General features: G+C 66.9%; 29 protein-coding genes. 22 read left to right on the top strand and 7 right to left on the bottom strand.

Going from position 1 to position 25,224, the window contains the following annotated elements:
• Positions 1 to 24: 24 nt before the first annotated feature.
• Positions 25 to 351 carry a DUF5789 family protein gene (locus DV709_RS01160; RefSeq protein WP_117591155.1) on the bottom strand — a complete coding sequence of 109 codons (327 nt, stop codon included), beginning with the start codon at positions 349 to 351 and terminating at the stop codon, positions 25 to 27.
• A 79-nt stretch (positions 352 to 430) separates the two neighbouring features.
• Here DV709_RS01160 and DV709_RS01165 point away from each other — a divergent pair, with 79 nt between their 5' ends.
• The gene (locus tag DV709_RS01165; protein WP_058581891.1) at positions 431 to 640 is read left to right on the top strand and encodes a ribbon-helix-helix domain-containing protein; all 210 of its coding nucleotides are present in this window, start codon (positions 431 to 433) and stop codon (positions 638 to 640) included.
• A gap of 55 nt (positions 641 to 695) precedes the next feature.
• Here the strand turns inward: DV709_RS01165 and DV709_RS01170 are convergent, their stop codons facing one another.
• Together DV709_RS01170 and DV709_RS01175 are read right to left on the bottom strand one after the other, a co-directional pair.
• The gene (locus DV709_RS01170) at positions 696 to 1,181 is read right to left on the bottom strand and encodes a hypothetical protein (RefSeq protein WP_394338677.1); all 486 of its coding nucleotides are present in this window, start codon (positions 1,179 to 1,181) and stop codon (positions 696 to 698) included.
• Positions 1,178 to 1,861: a hypothetical protein gene (locus DV709_RS01175; RefSeq protein ID WP_174786386.1), complete on the bottom strand. Its 684-nt coding sequence runs from the start codon at positions 1,859 to 1,861 to the stop codon at positions 1,178 to 1,180. Before DV709_RS01175 ends, DV709_RS01170 begins: the two co-directional genes overlap by 4 nt.
• Before the next feature lie 227 nt (positions 1,862 to 2,088).
• On the opposite strand from DV709_RS01175, the gene DV709_RS01180 reads away from it, so the two are divergent.
• From DV709_RS01180 to DV709_RS01195, 4 genes are all read left to right on the top strand, one after another.
• Positions 2,089 to 2,559 (top strand): zinc ribbon domain-containing protein, encoded by a 471-nt coding sequence (locus DV709_RS01180; RefSeq protein ID WP_157972616.1) that lies wholly within the window; start codon positions 2,089 to 2,091, stop codon positions 2,557 to 2,559.
• Between the two features lie 94 nt (positions 2,560 to 2,653).
• On the top strand, positions 2,654 to 3,265 hold the full coding sequence (locus DV709_RS01185; protein ID WP_117591157.1) for a TetR/AcrR family transcriptional regulator: 612 nt from the start codon (positions 2,654 to 2,656) through the stop codon (positions 3,263 to 3,265).
• A gap of 81 nt (positions 3,266 to 3,346) precedes the next feature.
• Positions 3,347 to 4,117 (top strand): VOC family protein, encoded by a 771-nt coding sequence (locus DV709_RS01190; RefSeq protein ID WP_117591158.1) that lies wholly within the window; start codon positions 3,347 to 3,349, stop codon positions 4,115 to 4,117.
• 52 nt (positions 4,118 to 4,169) lie between these two features.
• The gene (locus DV709_RS01195; protein ID WP_117591159.1) at positions 4,170 to 4,652 is read left to right on the top strand and encodes a cupin domain-containing protein; all 483 of its coding nucleotides are present in this window, start codon (positions 4,170 to 4,172) and stop codon (positions 4,650 to 4,652) included.
• A gap of 27 nt (positions 4,653 to 4,679) precedes the next feature.
• Here the strand turns inward: DV709_RS01195 and DV709_RS01200 are convergent, their stop codons facing one another.
• Positions 4,680 to 4,970: a DUF5779 family protein gene (locus tag DV709_RS01200; RefSeq protein WP_117591160.1), complete on the bottom strand. Its 291-nt coding sequence runs from the start codon at positions 4,968 to 4,970 to the stop codon at positions 4,680 to 4,682.
• A gap of 398 nt (positions 4,971 to 5,368) precedes the next feature.
• On the opposite strand from DV709_RS01200, the gene DV709_RS01205 reads away from it, so the two are divergent.
• From DV709_RS01205 to DV709_RS17915, 11 genes are all read left to right on the top strand, one after another.
• Positions 5,369 to 6,622 carry a LeuA family protein gene (locus DV709_RS01205; protein ID WP_117591161.1) on the top strand — a complete coding sequence of 418 codons (1,254 nt, stop codon included), beginning with the start codon at positions 5,369 to 5,371 and terminating at the stop codon, positions 6,620 to 6,622.
• 466 nt (positions 6,623 to 7,088) lie between these two features.
• Positions 7,089 to 8,849 (top strand): biosynthetic-type acetolactate synthase large subunit, encoded by a 1,761-nt coding sequence (gene ilvB / locus DV709_RS01210; protein ID WP_117591162.1) that lies wholly within the window; start codon positions 7,089 to 7,091, stop codon positions 8,847 to 8,849.
• Positions 8,846 to 9,592: an acetolactate synthase small subunit gene (gene ilvN / locus DV709_RS01215; protein WP_117591163.1), complete on the top strand. Its 747-nt coding sequence runs from the start codon at positions 8,846 to 8,848 to the stop codon at positions 9,590 to 9,592. Before ilvB ends, ilvN begins: the two co-directional genes overlap by 4 nt.
• Positions 9,589 to 10,647, top strand: coding sequence for a ketol-acid reductoisomerase (gene ilvC / locus DV709_RS01220; RefSeq protein WP_117591164.1), 1,059 nt, complete (start codon positions 9,589 to 9,591; stop codon positions 10,645 to 10,647). The genes ilvN and ilvC overlap by 4 nt, the downstream gene beginning before the upstream one ends.
• Positions 10,644 to 10,946, top strand: coding sequence for a hypothetical protein (locus tag DV709_RS01225; protein ID WP_117591165.1), 303 nt, complete (start codon positions 10,644 to 10,646; stop codon positions 10,944 to 10,946). The genes ilvC and DV709_RS01225 overlap by 4 nt, the downstream gene beginning before the upstream one ends.
• A complete protein-coding gene (leuC, locus tag DV709_RS01230) occupies positions 10,939 to 12,360 on the top strand; it encodes a 3-isopropylmalate dehydratase large subunit (protein WP_117591166.1) in 1,422 nt (473 codons plus the stop codon). Before DV709_RS01225 ends, leuC begins: the two co-directional genes overlap by 8 nt.
• Entirely contained in the window at positions 12,357 to 12,986 is a 630-nt protein-coding gene (gene leuD / locus DV709_RS01235) for a 3-isopropylmalate dehydratase small subunit (RefSeq protein WP_117591167.1), read from the top strand. The genes leuC and leuD overlap by 4 nt, the downstream gene beginning before the upstream one ends.
• Complete coding sequence (gene leuB / locus DV709_RS01240; protein WP_117591168.1) at positions 12,979 to 13,962, top strand: 3-isopropylmalate dehydrogenase; 984 nt, start codon at positions 12,979 to 12,981, stop codon at positions 13,960 to 13,962. Before leuD ends, leuB begins: the two co-directional genes overlap by 8 nt.
• 306 nt (positions 13,963 to 14,268) lie before the next feature.
• Positions 14,269 to 14,574 (top strand): phosphocarrier protein HPr, encoded by a 306-nt coding sequence (gene ptsH1, locus DV709_RS01245; protein WP_117591169.1) that lies wholly within the window; start codon positions 14,269 to 14,271, stop codon positions 14,572 to 14,574.
• Between the two features lie 7 nt (positions 14,575 to 14,581).
• Positions 14,582 to 16,288: a phosphoenolpyruvate--protein phosphotransferase gene (gene ptsP / locus DV709_RS01250; RefSeq protein WP_117591170.1), complete on the top strand. Its 1,707-nt coding sequence runs from the start codon at positions 14,582 to 14,584 to the stop codon at positions 16,286 to 16,288.
• 97 nt (positions 16,289 to 16,385) lie between these two features.
• Positions 16,386 to 16,535, top strand: a complete 150-nt coding sequence (locus DV709_RS17915) for a DUF7557 family protein (protein ID WP_168191266.1) — start codon at positions 16,386 to 16,388, stop codon at positions 16,533 to 16,535.
• Between the two features lie 37 nt (positions 16,536 to 16,572).
• Here DV709_RS17915 and DV709_RS01255 read toward each other — a convergent pair whose 3' ends face one another.
• On the bottom strand, positions 16,573 to 17,019 hold the full coding sequence (locus tag DV709_RS01255; protein ID WP_117591171.1) for a DUF5799 family protein: 447 nt from the start codon (positions 17,017 to 17,019) through the stop codon (positions 16,573 to 16,575).
• Positions 17,020 to 17,194: 175 nt separating this feature from the next.
• Here DV709_RS01255 and DV709_RS01260 point away from each other — a divergent pair, with 175 nt between their 5' ends.
• From DV709_RS01260 to DV709_RS01270, 3 genes are all read left to right on the top strand, one after another.
• On the top strand, positions 17,195 to 18,457 hold the full coding sequence (locus DV709_RS01260; RefSeq protein ID WP_117591172.1) for an HAD family hydrolase: 1,263 nt from the start codon (positions 17,195 to 17,197) through the stop codon (positions 18,455 to 18,457).
• 70 nt (positions 18,458 to 18,527) lie between these two features.
• Positions 18,528 to 18,911 (top strand): hypothetical protein, encoded by a 384-nt coding sequence (locus tag DV709_RS17920; protein WP_198665622.1) that lies wholly within the window; start codon positions 18,528 to 18,530, stop codon positions 18,909 to 18,911.
• A 342-nt stretch (positions 18,912 to 19,253) separates the two neighbouring features.
• Complete coding sequence (locus DV709_RS01270) at positions 19,254 to 19,832, top strand: DUF7344 domain-containing protein (protein ID WP_117591173.1); 579 nt, start codon at positions 19,254 to 19,256, stop codon at positions 19,830 to 19,832.
• Between the two features lie 86 nt (positions 19,833 to 19,918).
• Here DV709_RS01270 and DV709_RS01275 read toward each other — a convergent pair whose 3' ends face one another.
• Both DV709_RS01275 and DV709_RS01280 read right to left on the bottom strand, forming a co-directional pair.
• Positions 19,919 to 20,800, bottom strand: a complete 882-nt coding sequence (locus tag DV709_RS01275; protein WP_117591174.1) for a hypothetical protein — start codon at positions 20,798 to 20,800, stop codon at positions 19,919 to 19,921.
• Positions 20,801 to 21,051: 251 nt separating this feature from the next.
• On the bottom strand, positions 21,052 to 22,140 hold the full coding sequence (locus DV709_RS01280) for a hypothetical protein (protein ID WP_117591175.1): 1,089 nt from the start codon (positions 22,138 to 22,140) through the stop codon (positions 21,052 to 21,054).
• Positions 22,141 to 22,370: 230 nt separating this feature from the next.
• Here DV709_RS01280 and DV709_RS18285 point away from each other — a divergent pair, with 230 nt between their 5' ends.
• The 3 genes from DV709_RS18285 (at position 22,371) to DV709_RS01290 (ending at position 25,223) form a co-directional block, all read left to right on the top strand.
• On the top strand, positions 22,371 to 22,499 hold the full coding sequence (locus DV709_RS18285) for a hypothetical protein (protein WP_269801684.1): 129 nt from the start codon (positions 22,371 to 22,373) through the stop codon (positions 22,497 to 22,499).
• 116 nt (positions 22,500 to 22,615) lie between these two features.
• Entirely contained in the window at positions 22,616 to 23,854 is a 1,239-nt protein-coding gene (locus DV709_RS01285; protein WP_117591176.1) for a mandelate racemase/muconate lactonizing enzyme family protein, read from the top strand.
• Positions 23,855 to 24,260: 406 nt separating this feature from the next.
• Positions 24,261 to 25,223 carry an acetamidase/formamidase family protein gene (locus DV709_RS01290; protein WP_117591177.1) on the top strand — a complete coding sequence of 321 codons (963 nt, stop codon included), beginning with the start codon at positions 24,261 to 24,263 and terminating at the stop codon, positions 25,221 to 25,223.
• The last annotated feature ends 1 nt before the right edge of the window (position 25,224 follow it).

A 25,224-nucleotide genomic window follows, 5' to 3' on the forward strand; every position in this document is an offset into this window, starting at 1 on the left:
TCGGCCGAGCGGTGCGCGACCGATTCAGAACGGAATCAGCGCGCGGAGGCGACCGAAGACGCTCTTTCCGACGGCCGCGCGCTCCTCTTCGAACACCGGGTGGAGTTTGTCGAGCAACTCGGTCTTGTTCTCGAACCGGTCTTGGTGGACTCGGTCCAGCGCCTCCGAGAGGCGCAGCGTGTTCCCCGACGCGTCGCAGGGAATCTCGGTTTCGTCGATCGCCGCGACGAGTTCGTCGCTCGTCGCGGGGAACTGTACCCCGGCGTCCGACAGTCGCGCGTCGAGAGCGGCGATGCCGAACTCGATCTGGTCGGGTTCGGAGCTATCGCGCTGTGGGGGCCGCGCTGCCATGGCGCGCTGTTGGGACTCGAAGGACAAAACCCCAACGGCAGCCAGCGTCTTTATCCGACCCCCGTCCCTGAAGGCGTGTATGACGGAGTACACGACCGTCTCCATCCCGAAGGAACTCGCCGAACGCGTCGACGACACCATCGAGGGGACGAGTTTCTCCAGTACGAGCGATCTCGTCCGGTTCCTGCTCCGGAGCATCGTCATCCAACACCAGCGGCAGGGACAGCTCACCGAAGCCGAGTTCGAAGAGATCGCCGACCAGTTGACCGACCTCGGCTACCTGAAGTAGCGTCGCGGTCGGAGACCCGACCGCCGCCCCGCCGGCGTCGCGCCGGTCGCCCGACTCAGGCGAACGATTCCTGCGGCGGTTCGGCGTCGAGAATCGACAGTTCCAGTCGCGCCCCGGCCCGGTCGAACGCCCCGAGCGAGCGGTCTTCCCACGGCGGGACGGCGACGAGGACGACGCCCGCGAGGTCGTCGCGCTTCGTCACTTCGAGTTTTCCCTGCGGGTGGCTGACGAAGCGAGCACGCCCCCGACCGGCGGGCGTCGCGAGGTCGACGCCGAAGATGGCGTTGACCGACCGCCCGGCGTCCGGGAGGTAAAAGTGGGTCAGCACGGGCGTCTCGGGGTCCAATCCGAGCTCCGTCTCGAACTCGCCCGCGGGCGTCGTCGCCAGCACGACGTTCGCTCGCTCCGGTTCGGCGTCCTCGGCGAGGCCGAAGAGCACGTCGACCAGTCCGCGGGTTGCGTAGACCACGCGCGGCCGTTCCGGGTGCGGTGATATAACCTCGTTGACTCGGTGCGAGGGGGTGTTCGGTCGCTCCGTCACCCGGAGACCATCGTCTTGAGCGTCTTCCCGTACAGCGACGGCGTCCGCCTCCGCGAGTTCTCCAGCGCGTCGGCGAGCGCCTCGCTCGCGCTCTCGTGAACACCCTCGCCGTGGCCGACGAGAACCCGCTCGGGGTCGAGACCCGAGAGCGCGCGCGTCGGCGGGAACAGCCGAAGCATCGGGTGGACGCCGAGGCGTTCGCCTTCGGCGAGGAAGTACGGCGCCGTCCCGAGCGCCTCGGGGACGACGAGCGTCCCGGTCGACTCGTCGTAGAGGCCGACCTCCTGCCACGGCGGCACAGACGAGTCGCGGACGGTGAGCGCGCGGACGCCCGTGTCGCCGAGTTCGCGGCCGAACCGCTCGACCTCGGCGTTCAGTTTCTTCGCGACTCCGCTCATCCAGTCGGGGACGTACACGGGAACGCCGTGTCGACGGGCCAGCGCCGCGGCGTCGCGTTTGTGCCGGTCGAGGCCGACGACGACGCCGGCGACGTCGCCGAACTCGGCGAGCAGTTCGTCGACGCCGTCCGTGTCGACGGGGTCGACGACCCACACGCCGCCGTCGAGCTCCAGCGCGTGACTCGCGCGCTGCATCTCCTCGCCGGGGTGCGCCATCCATCCGACGCCGTGGTCCCACCGGTCTATCTCGCGGAGTTCCTCGCGGCCGCCTTTCATCGGCATGGACGCAGATTAGGGCGGAAGACGGATAAATGACGCTCCGGCCGCACCGCGGCGCGTCGTTCGGCTTCGTTCGCCCGACTTCGTTCGCCCGGTTCCGGCACGGTCTCCTCCCGCGTGGTTTCGTCCCGCGTGGTCTCGTCCCGAGGGGTCGAGTCCCCTCCGGCCGGTTCGAACTATCCGTTCTGCCGAACAGAACGTTCAAGTTCGACTGTCGATTTCTCCCGACTATGGTCAGTCTCCGACGGCTGAAGCCGTTCATCGCCGGCGCGCTCGGGATGTTCATCGCCGGACTCGGCCACCTGTACCTGCGGCGGTGGCGACGCGCTATCGCGTGGATGGCGCTCGTCATCCTCGTCGGAGAACTGTTCTTCTCTCCGGAGACGGTCGCGTTTCTCGACTCGACGGTCTCGCAGGGGCCGCCGTTCGTCGCCGACCAGGCCCCGAGTTCACCGGTCGTTCTCGAAGAACTGCTGCTCGTCTCGTTCGTCATCGTAGCGAGCGCACTCGACGCCGTTCTCGTCGGCCTCCGCACACTCCGCGCCGAGGACGCGGCCGCCGCAGGCGAGGGTGACGACGGGCCGTCCGACGCCGAAGCCACGTGGAACTGTCCGAACTGCGGCAAAGCCGTCGAAGAGGAGATGGAGTTCTGCCCGTGGTGCGCGGAGCGCATCGACTCCCGCACCGACGCCGACGGCTGACCGACGGACGCGAGGCACGGAGACGGCTGACCGACGGACGCGGGGCACGGAGACAGAAGATATAAGCGACGCGTTCGACGAGTCAAACCGACTGATGGGTGACACCGAGGAAACGGCGAACCAGCCGACGCGCGACGCCATCATGGAGGCGACGTTCCGCGCTCTGACCAGACACGGGTACGCGGGGCTGACGATGCAGAAAATCGCCGACGAGTTCGACAAGAGCAAATCGCTGCTGCACTATCACTACGACACCAAAGATGAACTGCTCGTCGCGCTCCTCGACTACATGCTCGCGCAGCTCGACGAGCGGCTCGCGCTCGACGAGGAGTCGGATCCGCTGGACCGCTTGACGACGCTCGTCGACATGCTCCTCTTCGGTCCGGACCGCGAGGCGCACAAGGCGTTTCAGACGACGCTTCTCGAACTCCGCGCGCAAGCGCCCTACAACGAGGCGTTCCGCGAGCAACTGGCGACCAACGACGCCGCGATCCACGAACTGTTCGTCGACATCGTCGCCGACGGCGTCGAACAGGGAACGTTCCGCGAAGTCGACCCCGACGCGGTCGCGACGCTCGTCCTCTCGGCGCTACAGGGCGCGCGGGTCCGCTGGGTGACGCTCGACGAAGACAGCGCGCCCGACGAACTCCGCGACGCGCTGTTCACGTATCTCGTCGACGAACTCCGCCCCGAGGGCGACGCGTAGTCTCCTTTCGCCGTCGCCGACGCGCTCTTTCGCTACCTCCTCGCCGATGCGCTCTTGCCGGTCACGGGCGTACGACCCCACATGCTGGTCGGTCTCGCACACCTCGGCCTCGAAGTGAAGTATCTCGACCGAGCGCGGTCGTTCTACGGTGACCGCCTCGGTCTCGACGCCGCGAGCGACGGCGACGACGTTCTCGTCTACCCCGTCGGCCCCGTCGACCTCCGGATTCGACGCCCGACGGGCGTCCCGCGCGGCGGTCTCCACACTCACTACGCGTTCTCCGCGCCCGGCGACGAGTACGACCGATGGCTCGACCACCTCTCGAATCTGGCCCCTGAGGAGGTACAGTTCGGCTCCTACCGGTCGCTGTACGTCGACGACCCCGATGACCACTGCGTCGAAATCGGCGGCACCGACGACGAATCGAGGACAGACCGCGTTGACGGTGCCGACGACGACGCCTCACTCTCGCTCACGGGCATCTTCGAGGTCGTTCTCGAAGTGACCGACCTCGACGCCGCGGAGCGACGGTACGGCGAACTCGGCTTCGAGGTGGTCGACCGCGGCGACGACCGACGGCGCGTCCGCCTTCGGGGACCCGGCGAGGCCCGGGAGCGCTCGTCGTACCGTCCGTTCGACCTCGAACTGTGGGAGCCGCAGTTGGGACTCGCGGACGCCCACGGCGGCGTCCACGTCGAACTGGGTCTCGCCGTCGACGACCCCGACGCGGCCGCCGAGACGTTCTCGGCGTTCGCCTGCGAGTCGCTACCGACCGGTAGCGGCGGTGACGAGCGGCGACTGCGCGACCCGGACGGGCACGTGCTGACGTTCGTCGGCGCAGAGAGCGAGTAACAGTTCTGCCGCGGTCCGCGGACGTAAAGGTGAGAAGTGCGAACGCCGACCCATGCCCGAGTACCGCAAGGTGTCCGTCGAGTCGGTGCCGAACACGCCGAACCCGACGCGCGAGAAGAGAGAGCTAGACGAGGCGGTCGGCGCGAGCGAGTTCGGGTTCAACGTGTTCACGGCCGACCCCGGCGAGCAGGTGCCGTGGGGCTACCACCGCCATCCCGACCACGAGGAACTGTTCTACGTGCTCTCGGGCGAACTCCGGGTCGAGACGCCCGAGGGCAACTTCCTGGTCGAGGCCGACGAGGCCTTCTTCGTCCCCCGGAACGCGCCGAACCGCGCCGTCGCCGCGGGCGAGCAACCCTGTCGGTTCGTCGCCGTCGGCGCGCCGAAAGACGCCGACAGTGCGATCATCGAGGAGGAGTGTCCGGCCTGCGCCGAGGAGACCGACCGGTCGTACGAGCAGGTCGAAGACGACGGTCGGACGGTGTACGTCCTCTCGTGTGCGGAATGCGGTGTGGAGACGCGACGCTTCGAGTGAGCCGCGCGCGACTCGACCCGGCGCTCGTTACCGAAGTCGGTCGGTGTCGATGTCGACGCCCGGCGGGGTGACGACGAGGAACTTCCGGAAGTGCATCAGCTGTCCGCCCATGTCCTTGACTTCGCGGGCGAACCCGGCGGCGAGTTTGTTCAGGTCGCCGTGCACCGACAGCACCAACACGTTTCCTTCCTTGACGTTTCGGACCCACTCGGACGGGTCCGTCGACCCGTCGAGCACGCCGAGAACGACGTCGCCGCGAATCTCGGCGTTCTCGATGTGGGATTCCGCAGTTCGGAGGTCGAGGTCGAAATCGCTCATACGCGGCACTTGCGCGAGGGTATCAAAAATCCTCGCCTTCTCGGCGGGTCTCGAACCTCGCTGTTCTCTCGGCTCGCCCGTCTCCCCGAGCGCGTTCGGACCCGACTCGTTGTGACCGATCGGTCACCTGTCCCGTTCTGTGGCGCTCCCTTACGGACGCGCGTCCAGTTTTCGTCACCTCACGTGACAATCCGCGCGCGACTCGGTAGCACGGCGAATCGCCGCCGTTTGGTGGCAATTTTGTCCAGCCGGCGCGGGCTGTCGACCTCCGACAATATTATCGGATATAAGGAATGGGGTCGTATGAAAGGACGTTGCAGTCGTGCGATTCGCCGGTCGTTCACGAACGTTGATGTCGTCCTGATTTCGCCACGAATCTGTCTGAGAGGAACTTTTATATGTGTGGTCACCCCGAGCACGGCACACGATGTCTCACAACGACACGGAGGACACGTCGGCTACCCCGGCGGGTCGAGTTCTTCGACGGCACACTGAACTGCGAATCTGAAATCGAGACGGTACGACTGTTCGACACCACCCTGCGCGACGGCGAGCAGTCGCCGCGCACCTCGTTCAGCTACGACGACAAGCGAGAGATCGCGTCGATCCTCGACGCGATGGGCACCCACGTCGTCGAGGCTGGCTTCCCCGTCAACTCCGACGCGGAGTTCGAGGCGGTCCGCGACATCGCGGCCGCGACGGAGACGACCACCTGCGGCTTGGCCCGCGTCGTCGACGGCGACGTGGAAGCCGCGCTGGACGCCGGTGTCGACATGGTACACGTGTTCGTCAGCACCAGTGACGTACAGCTACAGGACTCGATGCACGCCTCCCGCGAGGAGGCGGTCGAACGAGCGGTCGCATCGGTCGAACGAGTGAAGGAGGCGGGCGTCGACGTGATGTTCTCGCCGATGGACGCCACGCGAACCGACGAGGCGTTCCTCTACGAGATAATCAAGGCCGTCACCGAGGCGGACGTCGACTGGATAAACGTCCCCGACACGTGCGGGGTCGCGACGCCGACGCGCTTCGGCGACCTCATCGGGTCCATCACGGAGCACACCGACGCGCGCATCGACGTCCACACCCACGACGACTTCGGGCTCGCCGCCGCCAACGCGCTGGCGGGGTTCGAGGCGGGCGCGGCGCAGGCGCAGGTGTCCGTCAACGGCATCGGCGAGCGCGCCGGCAACGCCGCCTTCGAAGAGGTCGTCATGGCCGCCGAGAGCGTCTACGGCGTCGACACCGGCGTCGACACGACGCGAATCACCGAACTCGCCCGCATCGTCGAGGAGAAGTCGGACATCCCGGTTCCCGCGAACAAACCGGTCGTCGGCCGGAACGCCTTCTCGCACGAGAGCGGCATCCACGCGGCGGGCGTCATCGAGAACGCCGACACCTTCGAACCCGGCGTGATGACGCCGGAGATGGTCGGCGCGAAACGCGAGTTCGTGCTGGGTAAACACACCGGCGCGCACTCGGTTCGGAAACGGCTGGAGGACGCGGGCTACTCGCCGACGGACGCCGAGGTCAGACAGGTCACCCGTCGCGTCAAAGACTACGGCGCGGACGGCGGGCGCGTCACGGTGAGCGTCCTCGAACAGTTCGCTCACGACGCGGGTGTCGAGAGACCGGAGGAGGTCCGGGCCTGATGTCCCGGCGCGGCGTCGCAGGCTCCGAAGAGCCACGGGTGTACCACCCGGCGAGCAGTCGCGTTTACGATTCGTTCCGCGGGGCCGGAGCACCGCCCCGCGGGCGACCCACCGAGGAACTCCCGTCCCGTGCGAACGCGACCCGTTCGGGCAACGTTTGCACGGCGCGAAAGGGTTTTTACCCACCGGTGATACGGAGCGAACGAGATGCGACAGTCAGTGACGCGCCGCACGTCCGCGACGGCTCCCGAGCCGTCGCTGCGCGGCGAGGCTGTCCTCGGTTCGCTCATTATTGTAGGGGCCGCCTAGCCCCTCACCACCCCCTCTTCCGACTCCGTTTCGCACCGTTTTCGAGAGCGAGCCGCGCGACCGGTTCGCGCGCTCCGCGACACCAAGCCACACGCACACCACCGATGCGACCGCACCCACCAACCACACACGACGCAGACCAGAGAGGAGGGACAGCATGAGCGAACAACAGACCACCCCCGCCACCGACGAGAGAACCGAGGACGACCGGACGGCCGAGACGACGCAGACGCCGATCACGACCGGCGCGTCGTCGGCCGTCCGCGCGCTCGAGAACGCGGGCGTCGAAACCGCCTTCGGCGTGCAGGGCGGCGCGATAATGCCCATCTACGACGCGCTGTACGACTCGGACATCCACCACGTGACGATGGCGCACGAGCAGGGCGCGGCGCACGCCGCCGACGCCTACGGCGTCGTTCGAGGTGAACCGGGCGTCTGCCTCGCAACCTCGGGGCCGGGCGCGACGAACCTCGTCACCGGCATCGCCGACGCCGACATGGATTCCGACGCGATGCTCGCGCTGACGGGACAGGTGCCGTCGACGATGGTCGGCTCCGACGCGTTCCAGGAGACCGACACCACCGGCGTCACCGCGCCCATCACGAAACACAACTACTTCGCCAGCGACGCCGACACCGTCGGCGACACGGTGGGCGAAGCGTTCGCGCTCGCCGCGGAGGGACGACCGGGGCCGACGCTGGTCGACCTGCCGAAGGACACGACGATGGCCGAGACCGACCGCGAACCCGGTCCGGCCAGGCCGCCGGAGACGACGACGCCCCCGACGGAGGCCGACGCCGAATCGGTCGAAGCGGCCGCCGCCGCCATCGAGCGCGCGGAGAAACCGCTCCTCCTGTTCGGCGGCGGCGTCGTCAAGGCCAACGCCACCGAGGAGGCTCGGGCGTTCGCCGTCGACAACGGGATTCCCGTGGTGACGACGATGCCCGCCATCGGCTCGATGCCGGAGGACCACGAGCTCTGCCTGTCGTGGGCGGGGATGCACGGCACCGGCTACGCGAATATGGCGGTCACCCACTGCGACCTGCTCGTCGCCGTCGGCTGCCGGTTCGACGACCGCCTCACCGGCGGCGTCGACACCTTCGCTCCCGAGGCCGAAGTGGTCCACGTCGACGTCGACGAGGCGGAAATCTCGAAGAACGTCCACGCGGACTACCCGGTCGTCGGCGACGCGAAGGCCGTCCTCGACCAACTGGCCGGGGAAGTCGGCCAAGCGCCCGACGCCCGCGAGTGGCGACAGCAGTGCCAGACGTGGAAAGAGGAGTACCCGCTGGCGTACAAAACTCCCGAGGACGAGCCGCTGAAACCGCAGTTCGTCGTCGAGGCGCTGGACGAGGCGACGTCCGACGACACCATCGTCACCACCGGCGTCGGCCAGCACCAGATGTGGGCCGCGCAGTTCTGGACGTTCACGAACCCGCGCACGTGGGTCTCCTCGCACGGCCTCGGCACGATGGGCTACGGGCTGCCCGCGGCCATCGGCGCGAAACTCGCCGCACCCGACAAGGACGTGGTCTGCGTCGACGGCGACGGCTCCTTCCTGATGACGATTCAGGAACTCTCCGTGGCCGTCCGCGAGGAACTCGACATCACCGTCGCCGTCCTGAACAACGAGTACATCGGGATGGTCCGCCAGTGGCAGGACGCGTTCTTCGAGGGCCGCCGAATGGCCGCCGAGTACGACTGGTGTCCGGACTTCGCCAAACTCGCCGAGGCGTTCGGCGCGCGCGGTTTCAGCGCCGAGAACTACGACGAGGCCGCCGACGCCATCGAGAACGCGCTCGCCTACGACGGGCCGTCGGTCGTCGACTTCCGCGTCGACCCGGCGGAGAACGTCTACCCGATGGTCGCCAGCGGCGGTGCAAACGGCAAGTTCGCGCTCTCGGAGGACCAGCTATGAGCGGCGAGGACTCGACGGACGCTCCGGAGTTCGAAACCGAGCGCGGATACGAACTCGACGGACCCGGCATGCCCGGTCCCGCTCCAGACGAGCGTCCCCACCCGGAGGGCCGACGCAACACCCACGGCGTCCGAATCGACCCGGAGGCGGAGGCGAAGCCGCGACACCGGACGGCGGTCGTCTCGGCTCTGGTCGAACACGAACCGGGCGTGCTCTCGCGCGTCTCGGGACTGTTCTCCCGGCGGCAGTTCAACATCGAGAGCCTCACCGTCGGGAAGACGACCGTCGACGGCCACGCGCGAATCACGCTCGTGGTCGAGGAGACCGACGCCGGCATCGACCAGGTCAAAAAGCAGCTGGCGAAGCTCAAACCCGTCATCCAGGTCGGCGAACTCGACGACGACGCCGTGCGCGCCGAACTGGTCCTGCTGAAAGTTCGGGGCGACGAACCCGACAAGGTCCACGCGATCACCCAGATGTACGAGGGCCAGACGCTCGACGCCGGCCCGCGCACCATCACGGTCCAGATCACGGGCGACCAGCAGAAGATAGACGACGCCGTCGACGCGTTCCGACAGTTCGGCATCATCGAGATCGCGCGGACGGGACAGACGGCGCTCGCCCGCGGCGACACGCCGACGACGCCTGGCGAGGAGCCGGGGCACTCCACCGAGCCGAAAGACTCGACGTATCGCGACGAAACCGACGACGACGACGAAAACCAACTGACACACCAACCATGACAGACGAACTCGACGCGACGATCTACTACGACGACGACGCAGACGCAACGTACCTCGACGGCAAGACGGTCGCCGTACTCGGCTACGGCAGTCAGGGCCACGCCCACGCGCAGAACCTCGCCGACAGCGGGGTCGACGTGGTCGTCGGACTGCGCGAGGACTCGGCCTCCCGCGCCGCTGCGAGAGACGACGGCCTGGAGGTAGCGACGCCCGTGGAGGCGGCCGCCGCCGCCGACGTCGTCTCCGTACTGGTACCCGACACGGTCCAGCCGTCGGTGTACGAGGCCATCGAGGACGAACTCGAACCCGGCGACACGCTGCAGTTCGCCCACGGGTTCAACATCCACTACAACCAGATTCAGCCCTCCGAGGACATCGACGTGACGATGGTCGCGCCGAAGTCGCCGGGCCACCTCGTCCGCCGCAACTACCAGGCCGACCAGGGCACGCCCGGTCTCGTCGCCATCTACCAGGACACGACCGGCGACGCGAAAGGCGAGGCGCTGGCGTACGCGAAGGCCATCGGCTGCACTCGCGCGGGCGTCGTCGAGACGACGTTCCGCGAGGAGACCGAGACAGACCTGTTCGGCGAGCAGGCGGTGCTGTGCGGCGGCGTCACCTCGCTGGTGAAGACGGGTTACGAGACGCTCGTCGACGCGGGCTACAGCCCCGAGATGGCGTACTTCGAGTGCCTCAACGAGCTCAAACTCATCGTCGACCTGATGTACGAGGGCGGGCTCGGCGGGATGTGGGACTCGGTCTCCGACACCGCCGAGTTCGGCGGTCTCACCCGCGGCGACGTCGTCGTCGACGACCACGCCCGCGAGCGGATGGAGGAGGTGCTCGAACAGGTCCAGAACGGGACGTTCGCCCGCGAGTGGATCGTCGAGAACCAGGCCGGCCGCCCGAGCTACGAGCAACTGCGCGAGTCCGAGAAGAACCACGACATCGAGGCCGTCGGCGAGGAACTGCGCGGCCTGTTCGCGTGGGCGGAGGAGGAACAGAGCGAGACGACGGACGAGGACGAAGACGAGAAATCGCGAGTGAGAGCATGAGCGAACGAAACCGACGAAGCGGACGAAACCAGAGCACGACCGAGAAACGAACGATGGCCGACGTGAGCCACACGCATCCGACCACGCGCGAGACGTTCGGCGCGGTGTTCCAGCGGGGGCCAGCGATGGCCGACGGCGGTGCGAAAGGCCGAACGGGTCGACGGGGCGAGACGATGCGCGACGTGGACCACACGCCCCGACACGGCGAGGACGTCTCGGAGGTGTGGGCGCGCGGCGGCAACGAGCGACAGACCGTACGCGACCTACGACGGAGCGAGGGTGAACCGGTAGATGAGTGAGGGCACGCTGTACGACAAGGTGTGGGACCGCCACGCCGTCGCCGAACTACCGACCGGCCAGACCCAACTGTTCGTCGGCCTCCACCTCATCCACGAGGTGACGAGTCCGCAGGCGTTCGGCATGCTGCGCGAGCGCGAGATGAAGGTCGCCTACCCCGAACTGACCCACGCGACGGTCGACCACATCGTCCCCACGGCGGACCAGTCGCGCCCCTACGGCGACGCCGCCGCCGAGGAGATGATGGCGGAACTGGAGGAGAACGTCCGCGAGGCGGGCATCGACTTCTCCGACCCGACGAGCGGCGACCAGGGTATCGTCCACGTCATCGGCCCGGAGCAGGGCATCACCCAGCCCGGCAAAACCATCGTCTGCGGCGACTCCCACACCTCGACGCACGGCGCCTTTGGAGCGTTGGCGTTCGGCATCGGCACCAGCCAGATTCGAGACGTACTCGCCACCGGCTGTGTGGCGATGGAGAAGCAGAAGGTGCGGAAGATAGAGGTCACCGGCGAACTCTCCGAGGGCGTCGAAGCCAAGGACGTCATCCTCGAAGTCATCCGCCGCCTCGGCACCGACGGCGGCGTCGGCTACGTCTACGAGTACGCCGGCGAGGCCGTCGAGAACCTCGACATGGAGGGGCGGATGAGCATCTGCAACATGTCCATCGAGGGCGGCGCTCGCGCGGGCTACGTCAACCCCGACGAGACCACCTACGAGTGGTTGGCGGAGACCGACGAGTTCGCCGACGACCCCGAGAAGTTCGAGCGACTGAAGCCGTACTGGGAGTCGATCCGCTCCGACGACGACGCCGAGTACGACGACGTGGTCGTCGTCGACGGCGACGAACTCGAACCGGTCGTCACGTGGGGCACCACGCCCGGTCAGGGCGTCGGCGTCACCCAGTCGATTCCCGCGCCCGAAGAGCTACCCGAGGAGAAGCGGGAGACCGCGAGAATGTCGCAGGAGCACATGGGCGTCGAACCCGGCGACACGATGGAGGGCTACGAGATCGATGTCGCCTTCCTCGGGTCGTGTACGAACGCCCGCCTGCCCGACCTGCGCCGCGCGGCGAAAATCGTCGAGGGGCGGCAGGTCCACCCCGACGTCCGCGCGATGGTCGTCCCCGGCAGTCAGCGTGTTCAAGAACGAGCCGAGAGAGAGGGCCTCGCCGACGTGTTCCGCGAGGCCGGCTTCGACTGGCGCAACGCCGGTTGCTCGATGTGTCTCGGGATGAACGAGGACCAGCTGGAGGGCGACGAAGCCTGCGCGTCCTCGTCGAACCGGAACTTCATCGGCCGGCAGGGAAGCAAAGACGGCCGGACGGTTCTGATGAACCCGCAGATGGTCGCCGCGGCGGCGCTCGAAGGGAGAGTTACCGACGTGCGGAACCTCTCGGAGGTGACGACGGTATGAGCGCCGATGCAGCGGACGGACCGGCCGACACCGTCCGGCACGTCTCCGGCGCGGGCGTCCCCGTCCGCGGCAACGACATCGACACCGACCAGATAATTCCGGCGCGCTTCATGAAGGTCGTCACGTTCGACGGCCTCGGACAGTTCTCCTTCTTCGACCAGCGGTTTGGCGACGACGACGAGGAGAAGGACCACCCGTTCAACGAGGACCGCTTCCGCGACTCCTCGGTCCTCGTCGTCAACGCCAACTTCGGCTGTGGCTCCTCCCGCGAGCACGCCCCGCAGGCGCTGATGCGCTGGGGTATCGACGCCATCGTCGGCGAGTCGTTCGCCGAGATTTTCGCGGGCAACTGTCTCGCGCTCGGTATCCCGACGGTCACCGCCGACTCCGAGACCATCGCCGACCTACAGGCGTGGGCCGACGAGAACCCCGACGGCGACATCGACGTCGACGTCGAAGCCGAGACCGTCACCTACGGCGGCAACGAGGTCGCAGTCGACGTCGACGACGCCCAGCGGAAGGCGCTCGTCGAGGGCGTCTGGGACACGACGGCGCTGATGAAGTCGAACAGGAACGCCGTACAGGAGACGGCCGACTCGCTGCCGTACGTGGAGACGGATGACTGAGCAGATAGTCGTCATCCCCGGCGACGGCATCGGTCAGGAGGTCGTCCCGGCGGCCGTCCGCGTGCTCGACGAGGTCGGCGAGTTCGAGTTCGTCGAAGCCGAAGCGGGCGACCGCGTGAAGGAGGAGACCGGCGAGGCACTGCCCGAGGAGACGTACGACCTCGTCGCCTCGGCGGACGCGACGCTGTTCGGCGCGGCGGGCGAGACGGCCGCGGACGTCATCCTCCCGCTCCGGAGAGCGGTCGACTCGTTCGTCAACGTCCGCCCGGCGAAGGCGCACCCCGGCGTCGACGCGCTCCGCCCGGAGACCGACCTCGTGTTCCTCAGAGAGAACACCGAGGGTGTCTACGCGGGCCACGAGGACCGTCTCAGCGACGACCTCTCGACGCTCACCCGGGTCGTCACCGACTCCGCCTCCCGGCGACTCGCCGAGTACGCCTGCGAGTTCGTCTCTACGGGCGAGTACGACGACAGCGGCTTCACCGTCGCTCACAAGGCGAACGTGATGCGCGAGACGGACGGTCGGTTCCGCGAGGCCGTTCTCTCGGTCGCCGACGAACGCGGCGTCGACACCGACGAGGTGCTGATGGACGCGTTCGCGACGCGGGTCTGTCTCGACCCGACGCAGTTCGGCGTCGTCGTCTGTCCCAATCTGGCGGGCGACGTGCTCTCGGACCTCGCGGCGGGTCTCGTCGGCGGGCTCGGACTGCTGCCGTCGGCGAACGTCGGCCCCGAGCGCGCGCTCTTCGAACCGGTCCACGGCACCGCGCCCGACATCGCGGGCGAGGGCGTCGCCAACCCGGCGGCGACGCTGTTCTCGTCGGCGATGCTGCTCGAACACCTGGGTTACGACGAGGCCGGGACGAACGTCCGGTCGGCCGTCGAGTCCGTCCTCGAAGACGGCCCGCGGACGCCCGACCTCGGCGGCGACGCGTCCACCGAGGACGTGACGAGCGCCGTCGTCGAACGGCTCTGAGGCCACCCGTTCGGTCCGCTCGTCGGACGACCCCAAGCAACCCACGCGTCGGACGGCCCCGAGCTACCCACGCGCCGGACAGCCCTAAACCACCCACGCGCCGAACGGTTCAGAGATGTCCCCGGTCACGACCGGTCTCTTTCTCGACACGACCGACCAAAAGTAGCTTTCGCTGCGCGCCGTACACACTGGCATGAGTCGAGACCACATCGACGACATCGAGCGGCTCCCGTCCGCGGAACCAACATTCGACGAGCGAACCGGCGGCGGAGACGCCCGGCCGACAGGCGAGGAGGCGATGGCGTGATGGAGCGAACCGTCACCATCGTCCCCGAGGCGGGACTGCACGCGCGTCCGGCCTCGAAGTTCGTGCAGACGGCGAACGAGTACGACGCCGAGGTGACGATAGAGAAAATCGACGGCGACGGCGGACCGGTGAACGCCGCCAGCATGCTCTCGGTGACGAGCCTCAACGCGGCCCACGGCGACGAGGTGCGACTCGCCGCGGAGGGCGACGATGCCGAGGCGGCGCTCGACGCGCTCGAAGAGATACTGTCGACTCCTGAAGCCGGCGACGACGGGGACGACGGGAACGACGGGGACGGGGAGTGACCGCCCCGTGAGCGAACGAACGCTCTCCGGCGTCGGCGCGACGCCGCTGTCGGGCGTCGGCACCGTCGTCTGGTACCGCCCCGGCGAGGCGCTCGAACTCGACGACCCGCCGGAACCGGACGCCGTCGACCCGGCGACCGAGCGCGAGCGCTTCGAGGCGGCCAGAGACGCCGCCCGCGACGAACTGGAGGCCGAGCGCGAACGCGCCCGCGAGCGGGTCGGCGACGAGGAGGCCGCTATCTTCGACGCGCACCTCCAGTTTCTCGACGACCCCCAGATCGGCGACGCCGTCGGGAACGAACTCGACGGCGGACTCCCGGCCGAACACGCCATCCGCGAGGGCTTCGCCGGCCCCATCGAGCAGTTCGAGGGGATGGAAGGCCGGATGGCCGAGCGCGCCGACGACCTCCGCGACATCCGCGACAGACTCCTTCGCCTCTTGGTCGGCGGCGAGCGGACCGACCTCTCGGCGCTGCCCGAGGGGAGCGTCGTCTTCGCCGAGCGGCTCACGCCGAGCGACACGGCGCAGCTCGACCCCGAGGTCGTCTCGGGGTTCGTCACCGCTACGGGTGGGAGAACGTCGCACGCGGCCATCTTCGCGCGGTCGCTCGCGCTCCCGGCGGTCGTCGGCGTCGGCGACGACCTGTTCGCCGTCGAGGAAGGCACGGAAGTCGTCGTCGACGGCGATACCGGCGACGTGGTTCTCGACCCGAACGAGGAGACGCGCGCGGCGGCCGCCGACACCGACCGCGCGGAGGTTCGCCGCGAACCGGTGGCGACGACCGACGGCAAATCCGTCGAGGTGGCGGCGAACGTCGGCCAACCCGCCGAACTGGAAGGCGCGGTCGAGCAGGGAGCCGACGGTATCGGCCTCTACCGGACCGAGTTCCTCTTTCTCGAACGCGAGTCGTCGCCGGACGAGGAGGAGCAGTACGAGGCGTACGTCGAGGCGCTGGACGCTTTCCCCGATGGCCGGGTCGTCGTCCGGACGCTCGACGTCGGCGGCGACAAACCCATCCCGTACCTCGAACTGCCCGAGGAGGAGAACCCGTTCCTCGGCGAGCGCGGCATCCGGCGCTCGCTCGGCGTCGACGCCGACCTCTTCGAGACGCAACTGCGCGCGCTCCTTCGGGCGGCCGCAGACGGCGCGGGCGACCTGGCGGTGATGGTGCCGATGGTCGCCACCGTCGAGGAGTTCGAGCAAGCGCGCGAGAGGCTCGACTCGGTCGCCGCCGACCTCGAAAGCGAGGGAATCGACGGCGAGACCCCGGAGTTCGGCCTGATGATAGAGACGCCGTCGGCGGCGTTCATGGCCGACGAGTTCGCCGCCCGAGCGGACTTTCTCTCCATCGGGACGAACGACCTCACGCAGTACGTGATGGCGGCCTCTCGCGGGAACGAACGCGTCTCGGAACTGCACGACCCGCAACACCCGCCTGTGCTGCGCGCCATCGCGCGGACCGTCGAAGGAGCGGAGGGAACCGACGCGTGGGTCGGCATGTGCGGCGAGATGGCGGGCGACCCCGACCTCACGGAACTACTCGTCGGCCTCGGCCTCGACGAACTGAGCATGAGCGCCGTCACGATTCCGGAGGTGAAGGCGAACGTCGCCGAGACGGACCGTGAGTCGGCCGGGGAACTCGCGGCGCGGACGCTCCGGGCGAGCACCAAGCGCGACGTCGAACGGCTGCTGGACGACGAGACAGCGGACTGAGTTCCGTCGCCGACACCGTCGTTTCGGAGGCGATTTTCCCTCCGGTTCCGCTCACCGCGGGCCGATGCTTATACCCGTGGCCCGTGAAGATGCGACCATGCCCGAGATCCACCTCGACGACGAAACCGTCAGCCGACTCGACAGCCTCCGCGAGGAGGACGAGGAGTACGACGAGATAGTCAACGAACTCATCAACATCTACGAAGCGGGCGAACTGACGCTGTTCCACGGCGGCGACGAGATCTGAGACCCCCGTCCTGTTTCCGTTCACGCGTCCGAACCGCTCACTCCTGGTAGGCGACGCGGACCTGCTGCCACTTTCCCTTCTGTTCGAGATGCGACTGTAGCTCGTCGGCGTACTCCTGGGTGAGCCGCTCGGCGCGTTCGAGTTTCTCCTGGTCGACACCGCCGCCGCCGCTCCCGAGTCCCAGTGCACCCTTTATCGAGTCGACGATGCCGCCACCGCCGCGGTTGCTCCGCTCGGGCGCGCCGCCCATCGACTGCATCTGCGAGCGGACGTTCTCCAGTTCGGGGATTATCTGCGGGACTTTCTCGGTGTTGGCGACGATGCGCGCGTTCTCGGGGTCGTCGGCGTTCTCGATTTCGAACTCGGTAGCGGTCATGACGAGCCCCCACTCCTGGCTCGTGAACGCCGAGTCCCGAATCCGCTGGTTGAACTCCCTGTCGACGGTCATCCGCTCGCCGACGATGCTGTCGGTCCAGTTCTGCATGCCCGACGTTTGGCACACCGCGAGTATCAGCGTTGTGTCCCGCCGCGAACCCGTCGGTTAGGAGCGCATCGGCGACGCGAACGCGCAGGGTTCACTACTCTCTCCCCGAGCGACGACGGTTTCGTCGGGGCGCGCTCGTCGTCGCGCTTATCACGCCGGCACACCCTCTCCGAGTATGGAACGGTACGACCTGCTGTATCGACTGTACGACGAGTTCGACACGAAGACGCTGCGGGAGTACCAGAACTTCGTCGACGTGTTCCCGCCGGTCGACTCCCGGGTCGCCCTCGACCACTGGCAGGAGGCCAACGACGAACTGGAGGAGCGAAAAGACGAGATTCGGTCGGCGTTCGCGATGGGTGCGACGTACGCCGAAGTCGCCGCGCGGGCGAGCAGAGAGCAGGCGTTTACGGCCCTCGACCTTCACTCGAAGTACGACCGGGCAGTGAACGCGCTGGTGTTGGACGTCGACGAGACGCTTCGCTCGGCGGGGCGCACCGACAATGAGATCCCGCGCGACACGCTGCACATGCTCACCGAGTTCCACGACGCCGGCGTGCCCATCGTCATCTGCACCGGCCAGACGCTGGAGAACGTCAAGGGGTTCGCGATTCAGGGTCTCGGCAACGAACTCGTCCACTCCGGCGACGTGAGCATCGTCTACGAGGCCGGAACCGGCGTGTTCACGCCGGGCCACGGTTCCGACACCAAGCGGTTGCTGTACGAGGACCTCGACCCCGAGATTCAGTCGGTGTTCACCGAGATTCGCTCGCGGGTGCTGCCCGACGCCGCCGACGAACTCCGGCGGTCGGTCCACCTGCAGGGCAACGAGTTCAACGTCACGCTCAAGCCGAATTTCGAGACCGGGAGCAAGCGGGCCGCGGCGGTCATCGACGAGGGGCTCGTCTACCTGCTCGACCTGGTCGGCGAGGCGGTCGTCAACTCGTTGGACGCCGACGAGGGCGAACTGGGGGAGCCCGACCGCGGCCCGTCGTGGGCGCGGGCGTACTACGGGGACGCGGACAACGAGATCCGCGAGGTGCTCGAATCCGAACACGCCGCTCCCGAACTGTCGGTCGACGCCGTCCCCGAGGCCGTCGCCGCCCGGTTCGACCGAATCGACGTGGCGTACTACCACGCCGACGCCGCGGAAGTCGGGTCGCTCGAACTGAACAAGGCCGCGGGCGTCGAGTCCGCGCTCGACGTGCTCGGCGTCGACGACCCGTTCGTTCTAGTGATGGGCGACAGCAAATCCGACCTCAGAGTGATGCGGTGGGCCGCCGACGCCGACGCCGGACTCGCCGCCGCCCCGGACCACTCCTCGCGCGACGTGCTCGCGCACGTGATGGACACCGACGAACTCGTCTTCGACCGAGGGCGCTCGGCGGAGATGCTCCAGACGATATTCGTCCTCAACCTCCTGGCGAAACTGGAGTGAACGAGTCCTCGGACGAGAGTTTCACGGGCGTCGAAAGTACTATGTTCTCAACACGTATTCTGACAGGACGATGCGACTGCTCCCGTTCGCGTCGGCGTCCGCACTGGGTGACCGTCTCTCGCTCTCGGAGACGCCGTTCGACGAACGGGAGTTCACGAATCTCTGGTTTCTCGCCGCCCTCGGCTACGGCGTCGGCGACACCGTCACCACCATCGCGCTCATGGGCTACAGTCCGACCACCGTCGAGGGCAATCCGGTTCTCAGATGGGCCGTCACCGAGTTCGGCCAGAGCGGCCTCGTCGGGCTGAAACTCGTCGCGTTCCTCGCGTGCCTCGCGCTCAGCCTCGACGCTGCTCGGGACGGAGACAGACTCTGGTACTACGCGCCGCCCATCGCGCTGACGCTCGTCGGGGCGTTCACCACCGTCTACAACGTTCGATTGATGCTCGGCTGAACACCGGAGGTCACCAGCACCGCATTCGGACCCGGCACTCCGATTCCTGCTACCGATTTGCTGAGAGTTCGTCGTTGCGCGGGCGTTCGACCGCGTCCGGTCGTCCCGTGACGCCTCACGCTGCCCCGGATACGAGGAGCGTCCGTTTACGCGCCGGACTGAGCGTCCACAACGTCGTTCAGAAGCCCGTTCGATACACTCTGCGGGCTCTACTGGCCCACCGAGATACCCCATATGCCGACCCAGATATGGACTGTGTCGCCGCAAAAATCCACGCTCCGAACACCCTTCTCTAGATACTGGTCGCAGATTTTAAATATCATCCAAATTGACTACTCTGCGATGGGTGTCACCGAAGTAGACGAAAACGAGCTCACACTGTCTCGGGAGGAGGCGTTCGAGACGTTGAGCAATCGGCGTCGACGATACGCGATACACGCGCTCCTCCAGGAAGACGCGCCGGTCGAACTCGGCGAACTCTCGCGGCAGGTCGCGGCGTGGGAGACGGGTCAGTCGCCGTCTGCGGTCTCCTCCGAGGAGCGTCGGCGAGTGTACAACGCCTTACAGCAGTCGCATCTCCCGAAGATGCACGACGTCGGCGTCGTCGAGTACGACCGCGACCGGGGAATCATCTCGACGACGACGGAGGCGTCGAATCTCCACGTGTATCTCGAAATAGTCCCCGGAAACGACATCCCCTGGAGCGTCTACTATCTGCTCTTGGGCGCGTTCTCGCTCTCGTTCGCCGGCGCGGTCGTCGGCGGTCTCCCGCCGTTCGGCGCGATACCGTCGCTCGTCGGCGCGCTCGTCCCCGGGTTACTGTTGGTCGCGTCGGCGGCGGTTCACACGCTTCACAGCCGGCGACAGCGCCTCGGTCGCGACGGGTTACCGCCGGAGCTCCGGCACCAGGATAACGAATAAGGCCGGCCGACTGTCAGTTTCGAATCGACGAAAATCAGCGTCGGTCTCGCGTTCGGTTTTCGGCGCGTCCTCGGTTCTATCGGTAGTTAGGCGAAACCAGCGGCGAGTCCGTCGCTCCCGAGCGCGCTGGCGGTCGCGTCCGACTCGGCCGACACCCCGACGCTCGCCTCGACGTTCGTTACGTCGAAGGCGTACGCGCCGGTTTCGGTGACGCGGGCGACTTCTCGCTCTCCGTCGAAGAGAACGACGGTCACTCCGACGCGTCCGGTTCGCTCGACGGTCGTTCCGTCGTCGTCGTTCGCGAACGCCGCGGTGGTGTCGTCGTCGGCGTACGTGACTGCGTCGTCGCCGAACACGGTTCGGAGGTCGAGTTCGCGTTCGTCCTCGGTCGCGACGGTCTCTCTCGTCGCTTCTCGCCACGTGCCGTCGTCCGTCCGCGCACTCACGACGAAGACGACGGCGTCGACGTTGGCTCGCTCCCACGAGACCGTCCCGGACAGGTGTCCTCTCACGACGTCGACGGAGCCGTCGTCGCTTCGGACGTCGGCGGCGTCGCCGACCGAGAGCCCGAGGTCGGCGTCGCGCTCGTCGTTCCCGTTCGACCGGTCACTCCGGTCGTTCGAGCGTTCGGAGCGGTCGTTTTCGTCGTTCTCGTCGCTCTCGTCGGACTCGTCGGAGTTCGCCGCCTCCGCCGACTCTTCGGTGCTGTTAGACGGCGCTGCTGTCGTCGTCGGCTGCTGGTCGGACCCCTCGTCGTCGCCCGTCTCCGTCGGCGGCGGCGTGACGGTCGGGTCGGGCGTCGACGTCGCGTTCGTCAGGTCGGTCTGGTCGGTCGGCTGCGACGAATCGCCGCCGAACGGGGAGTCGAGGGCCCCGAACCCCGCCCCCAACGCGACGGTCGAGACGAGGATGAGCGCGAAAATCGACTTCTTGGTCACCAGCGCCGCGACGGAGGATTTCAACGGCATCGATTACCCCTGGTTCTCGCCCGCCGCGGTCGACGGACCCCTCGTCGTCGGGGTTCGGTCGGTCGTCGCGCTGGCATTCGGCGAGCCAGTAACGGGTGTCGCTACCGTTCGTGATGGGTGCATACGAGATACCCGCCGGCGGAGTCGAACCGCCGTACGCCAGCGCGGGAGTAGTTGTCGAGAGATGGGTGCGATGCGAGGCGGTTTCGGTGCGACGAGTGTCGCGCCGAAACGCCCGTTCGCGTCGGCGTCTACGACTGGACGATTTCCTCGGTGAGGAAGTACGTCGTGTCCGTCCCGTCCCACGCCGCCTTGCCGTCCGGGTCGTTCGAGATGGTGACGTGTTCGCCCTCGCCGCCGTAGCTGCTGTTGCAGACGAACTGGTAGGCGTCTCCCTCGCCGAAGCCGAGACCGCTGGCGTCGAATTCGATGTGGAAGGACTCTCCGTCCTTGTCGATAGAGACCATCTCGGGGATGGAAATGTCGTTCCACGATCCGTCCGTGACCGCTTTTGCGAACGTCCCGTTGGAGGCGTGCCATCCGATCTGGAACGCCGGGTGGCTGTCCGTCTTGATTCCGAGGGCCATGTTCGCAGACGGTTCGTCCTCGTCGGACCACGGTTCCTCCAGTTCCACGTCGAACAGGACCTTCGAGAGGTCGTTGCCGTCGTAGACGTAGGAGATGAACAGCTCCATCGCTCCCTCGGTGTACTCGGGGTCGAACTTGTCGGGGTTCTTCAGGTCCTGATTCGCCCGCGAGATGTAGTGAGAGTCGTAGCCACCGGCCGAACCAGTAGCCTCACTCTCGGAAGCGACCGTCTCCTTCTCGTTCGTCACTTCGAGAGCCATCGTTCCGTCTTCGCTGGCCGAGACTGCCGAGCCGTTGCGGGGAGTCACTTCGATTCCCAGACTGAGTTTCAGATTGGAAGTGACCGTCTCCCCGTCGTCCGAAACCGAAAACGCCTCGTCGCCGAACACGTCGGTCACGTCCTCCTCCAGCGAGAACGGGGCGCTACCGTGCGTGTTAGTGAGCCCTTCGAGTTTGACCGAATCGATCTCTTTGGATTCATCATCGCCCTCGACCTCGCCGCTGAGAGTGACCGTCGCGTAGTCTGCGGGCGAGTCGAACCCGTCCCAGGTGACGGTCCCCTCCACAGCGACGACGTAGCGCGTCACGGCGCCCTCGTCGTTGACGACCGGGTCCGGGTCGTTCACCGTGAACGCTGCGTCAACGTTCTCCGCGGCCGCAGTGCTCGCGAATCCCGCGCCGACTCCGACCGCGCCGATTGCTCCGAGTGCCGATACGACTTTCCGCCGACTGAACTTGTTCTGCTTGGACATGGTTCGCGTCTTGCCGGTCCCTGCCGGCTTGCTTTCCACTCGGGGTGGTACCCACTTACTCATTAGCCAGGAGATATGTCTCACTGGTTGTCAGAATACCGTTCAACCGGTGTCAGAAGTCCAGTAATTGACCCCTACCGTCACGTTTAGGACCGCCGGACGGGGGATTGCCACTACCGTGTTCCGAAGCTCAGACGCTTACAGATGTGGCGTTCGTCGGCTTTCGATAGATGGCATGTGGCACGGTGTGGCGAGTCGATAGCGAGAACGACGAGGTCCGCGTCTCGGTCGAAGGACAGTCGGTCGAAGCGGCCGTCGTCAGCGAGACGACGCCGTGCGGAGAGGCGACAACGGAATGAACGGGCAGAACGCTCATACTTCCGGGGCCGGAATCTGGTCACGATGCCCCTCTCGACAGCCGTACGCTTCGAGAGGGTCTCAAAACCTTTACTTCACACCGAGTAAATACCAGACCATGACACGAAACTACGCAGAGCTCCACGACCCGAACGCGGAGTACACGATGCGGGACCTCTCCGCCGAGACGATGGGCGTCACCGGCGAGCGGGGCGGGACTCGCGACGTCGAGATCACGGACGTTCAGACGACGATGATCGACGGCAACTTCCCGTGGACGCTCGTCCGCGTCTACACCGACGCGGGCGTCGTCGGCACCGGCGAAGCCTACTGGGGCGCCGGCGTCCCCGAACTCGTCCAGCGGATGACGCCGTTCGTCATCGGAGAGAACCCGCTCGACATCGACCGAATCACCGAACACCTCGTCCAGAAGATGTCCGGCGAGGGCTCCATCGGCGGTGTCACCGTCACCGCCATCTCCGGCATCGAGATCGCGCTGCACGACCTCGCGGGTAAGATTCTCGACGTTCCCGCCTACCAGCTGCTCGGCGGAAAGTACCGCGACGAGGTCCGCGTCTACTGCGACTGCCACACCGAAGAGGAGGCCGACCCCGACGCCTGCGCCGACGAGGCCGAGCGAGTCGTCGAGGACCTCGGTTACGACGCGCTGAAATTCGACCTCGACGTTCCGTCGGGGCTGGAGAAGGACCGCGCGAACCGCCACCTCCGCCCGGGCGAGATACGCCACAAAGCCGAAATCGTCGAGAAGGTGACCGAGCGCGTGAAGGACCGCGCCGACGTCGCCTTCGACTGCCACTGGACGTTCTCGGCGGGTAGCGCAAAGCGCCTCGCGCGGGCAATCGAGGACTACGACGTCTGGTGGCTCGAAGACCCCGTTCCGCCGGAGAACCACGACGTCCAGCGCGAGGTGACGCAGTACACCTCGACGCCGATCACCGCCGGCGAGAACGTCTACCGCAAGCACGGCCACCGCCGACTCCTCGAAGAGCAGGCCGTCGACATCATCGCCCCCGACATGCCGAAGGTGGGCGGCATGCGCGAGACGCGGAAGATCGCCGACATGGCCGACACTTACTACGTCCCGGTGGCGATGCACAACGTCTCCTCGCCCGTGGCGACGATGGCCTCCGCGCACGTCGGCGCGTCCATCCCGAACTCGCTGGCCGTCGAGTACCACTCCTACGAGCTCGGCTGGTGGGAGGACCTGGTCGAGGAGGACGTCATCGAGGACGGATACATCGAGATTCCGGAGAAGCCCGGCCTCGGCCTGACGCTCGACATGGACGTCGTCGAAGAGCGCATGGTCGACGGCGAAGAGCTGTTCGACGAAGCATAGCTTCGTCGAGCCAGCGAATCTCTGATTTGCTCTGTTCGACTGAGCGAAGCGAAGTCGAGCACGTGACGCCCTGCGTCACGACGTTCGACGAAGCATAGCATCGTCGAGCCAGCGAATCTCCGATTTGCGGTCTGCAAGACGCTGTCGCGACGACAAATACGCTTCAATCACGTTCGAACCGTCCGATTTCGCGCGTTCACCGTGCTATAGCCGGCTCAAATCCCGATACGGCGTCGAAGAAACCTATGAAACGCTCGATTCGGGGCCCCGCTCGTCGCTATAGTGCACATCCGTCGGCGGCGTCGCAGAACGGACAGGTGGTCTGAACGAATCCGGCCGTCCCTTCGCGGACACTGTCCCGATTCCCGGAGTGTATTATTTAGCTGTCCGACGCTACTGTCACTGTATGGCGCAGCACGACTACACCGTCGACTACGAACTGAGCGACGACGACGAGAACATCCACAACGTCTGGGACAACAGCCTCGACCCGGTGTTGAGAGTCGAACCCGGAGAGGTCGTTCGATTCGAGTGCCGCGACGCCCTCGACGGACAGGTGACGCAGGACTCGACGGCCGAAGACCTCGCCAACGCGAGTTTCGACCCGGTGCATCCGCTCACCGGTCCCGTGGCCGTCGAGGGCGCGGAACCCGGCGACGTGCTCGTCGTCGAACTGCTCGACTTCGAGCACAAGGGCTGGGGGTTCACCGGCTACATGCCCGGCGAGATGGGTCTCGGCCTCCTCCCCGAGGAGTTCGAGGAGGCGGGGTTGCACATCTGGGACCTCGGCGAGGAGACCGCCGAGTTCGTCGACGGCATCGAGGTACCGCTCGACATGTTTCCCGGTATCATCGGCGTCGCGCCGGGCGAGGCGGGTGAGCACGATACGCTTCCGCCGAGTGCCACCGGCGGCAACATGGACGTCAAGCACATGACCGCCGGGTCTACGGTGTACCTCCCCGTGGAAACCGAGGGCGCGCTGTTCTCGACGGCCGACTGCCACGCGGCACAGGGTGACGGCGAAGTGTGCGTGACCGGCATCGAAGCGCCGATGTTCGTCACCGCCCGCTTCGACGTGCGTAAAGACATGGACATCGAGCAACCGCAGTTCGAGACCGACGGCCCGTTCACGCCGACGGGACAGGACGAACGGATGTACGGGACGACGGGCATCGACAGCGACCTGATGGAGGCGACGAAGAAGGCGATTCGACACATGATAGAGCATCTCCACACCGAACGCGACCTGACGCGCGGCGAGGCGTACATCCTCTGCTCGGCCGCGGTGGACCTGAAGATAAGCGAAGTCGTCGACGCGCCGAACTGGACGGTGACGGCGTACCTGCCCGAGAGCATCTTCCCGCAGTAGA

The organism is Haloprofundus halophilus, from assembly GCF_003439925.1.
Lineage (GTDB): Archaea > Halobacteriota > Halobacteria > Halobacteriales > Haloferacaceae > Haloprofundus > Haloprofundus halophilus.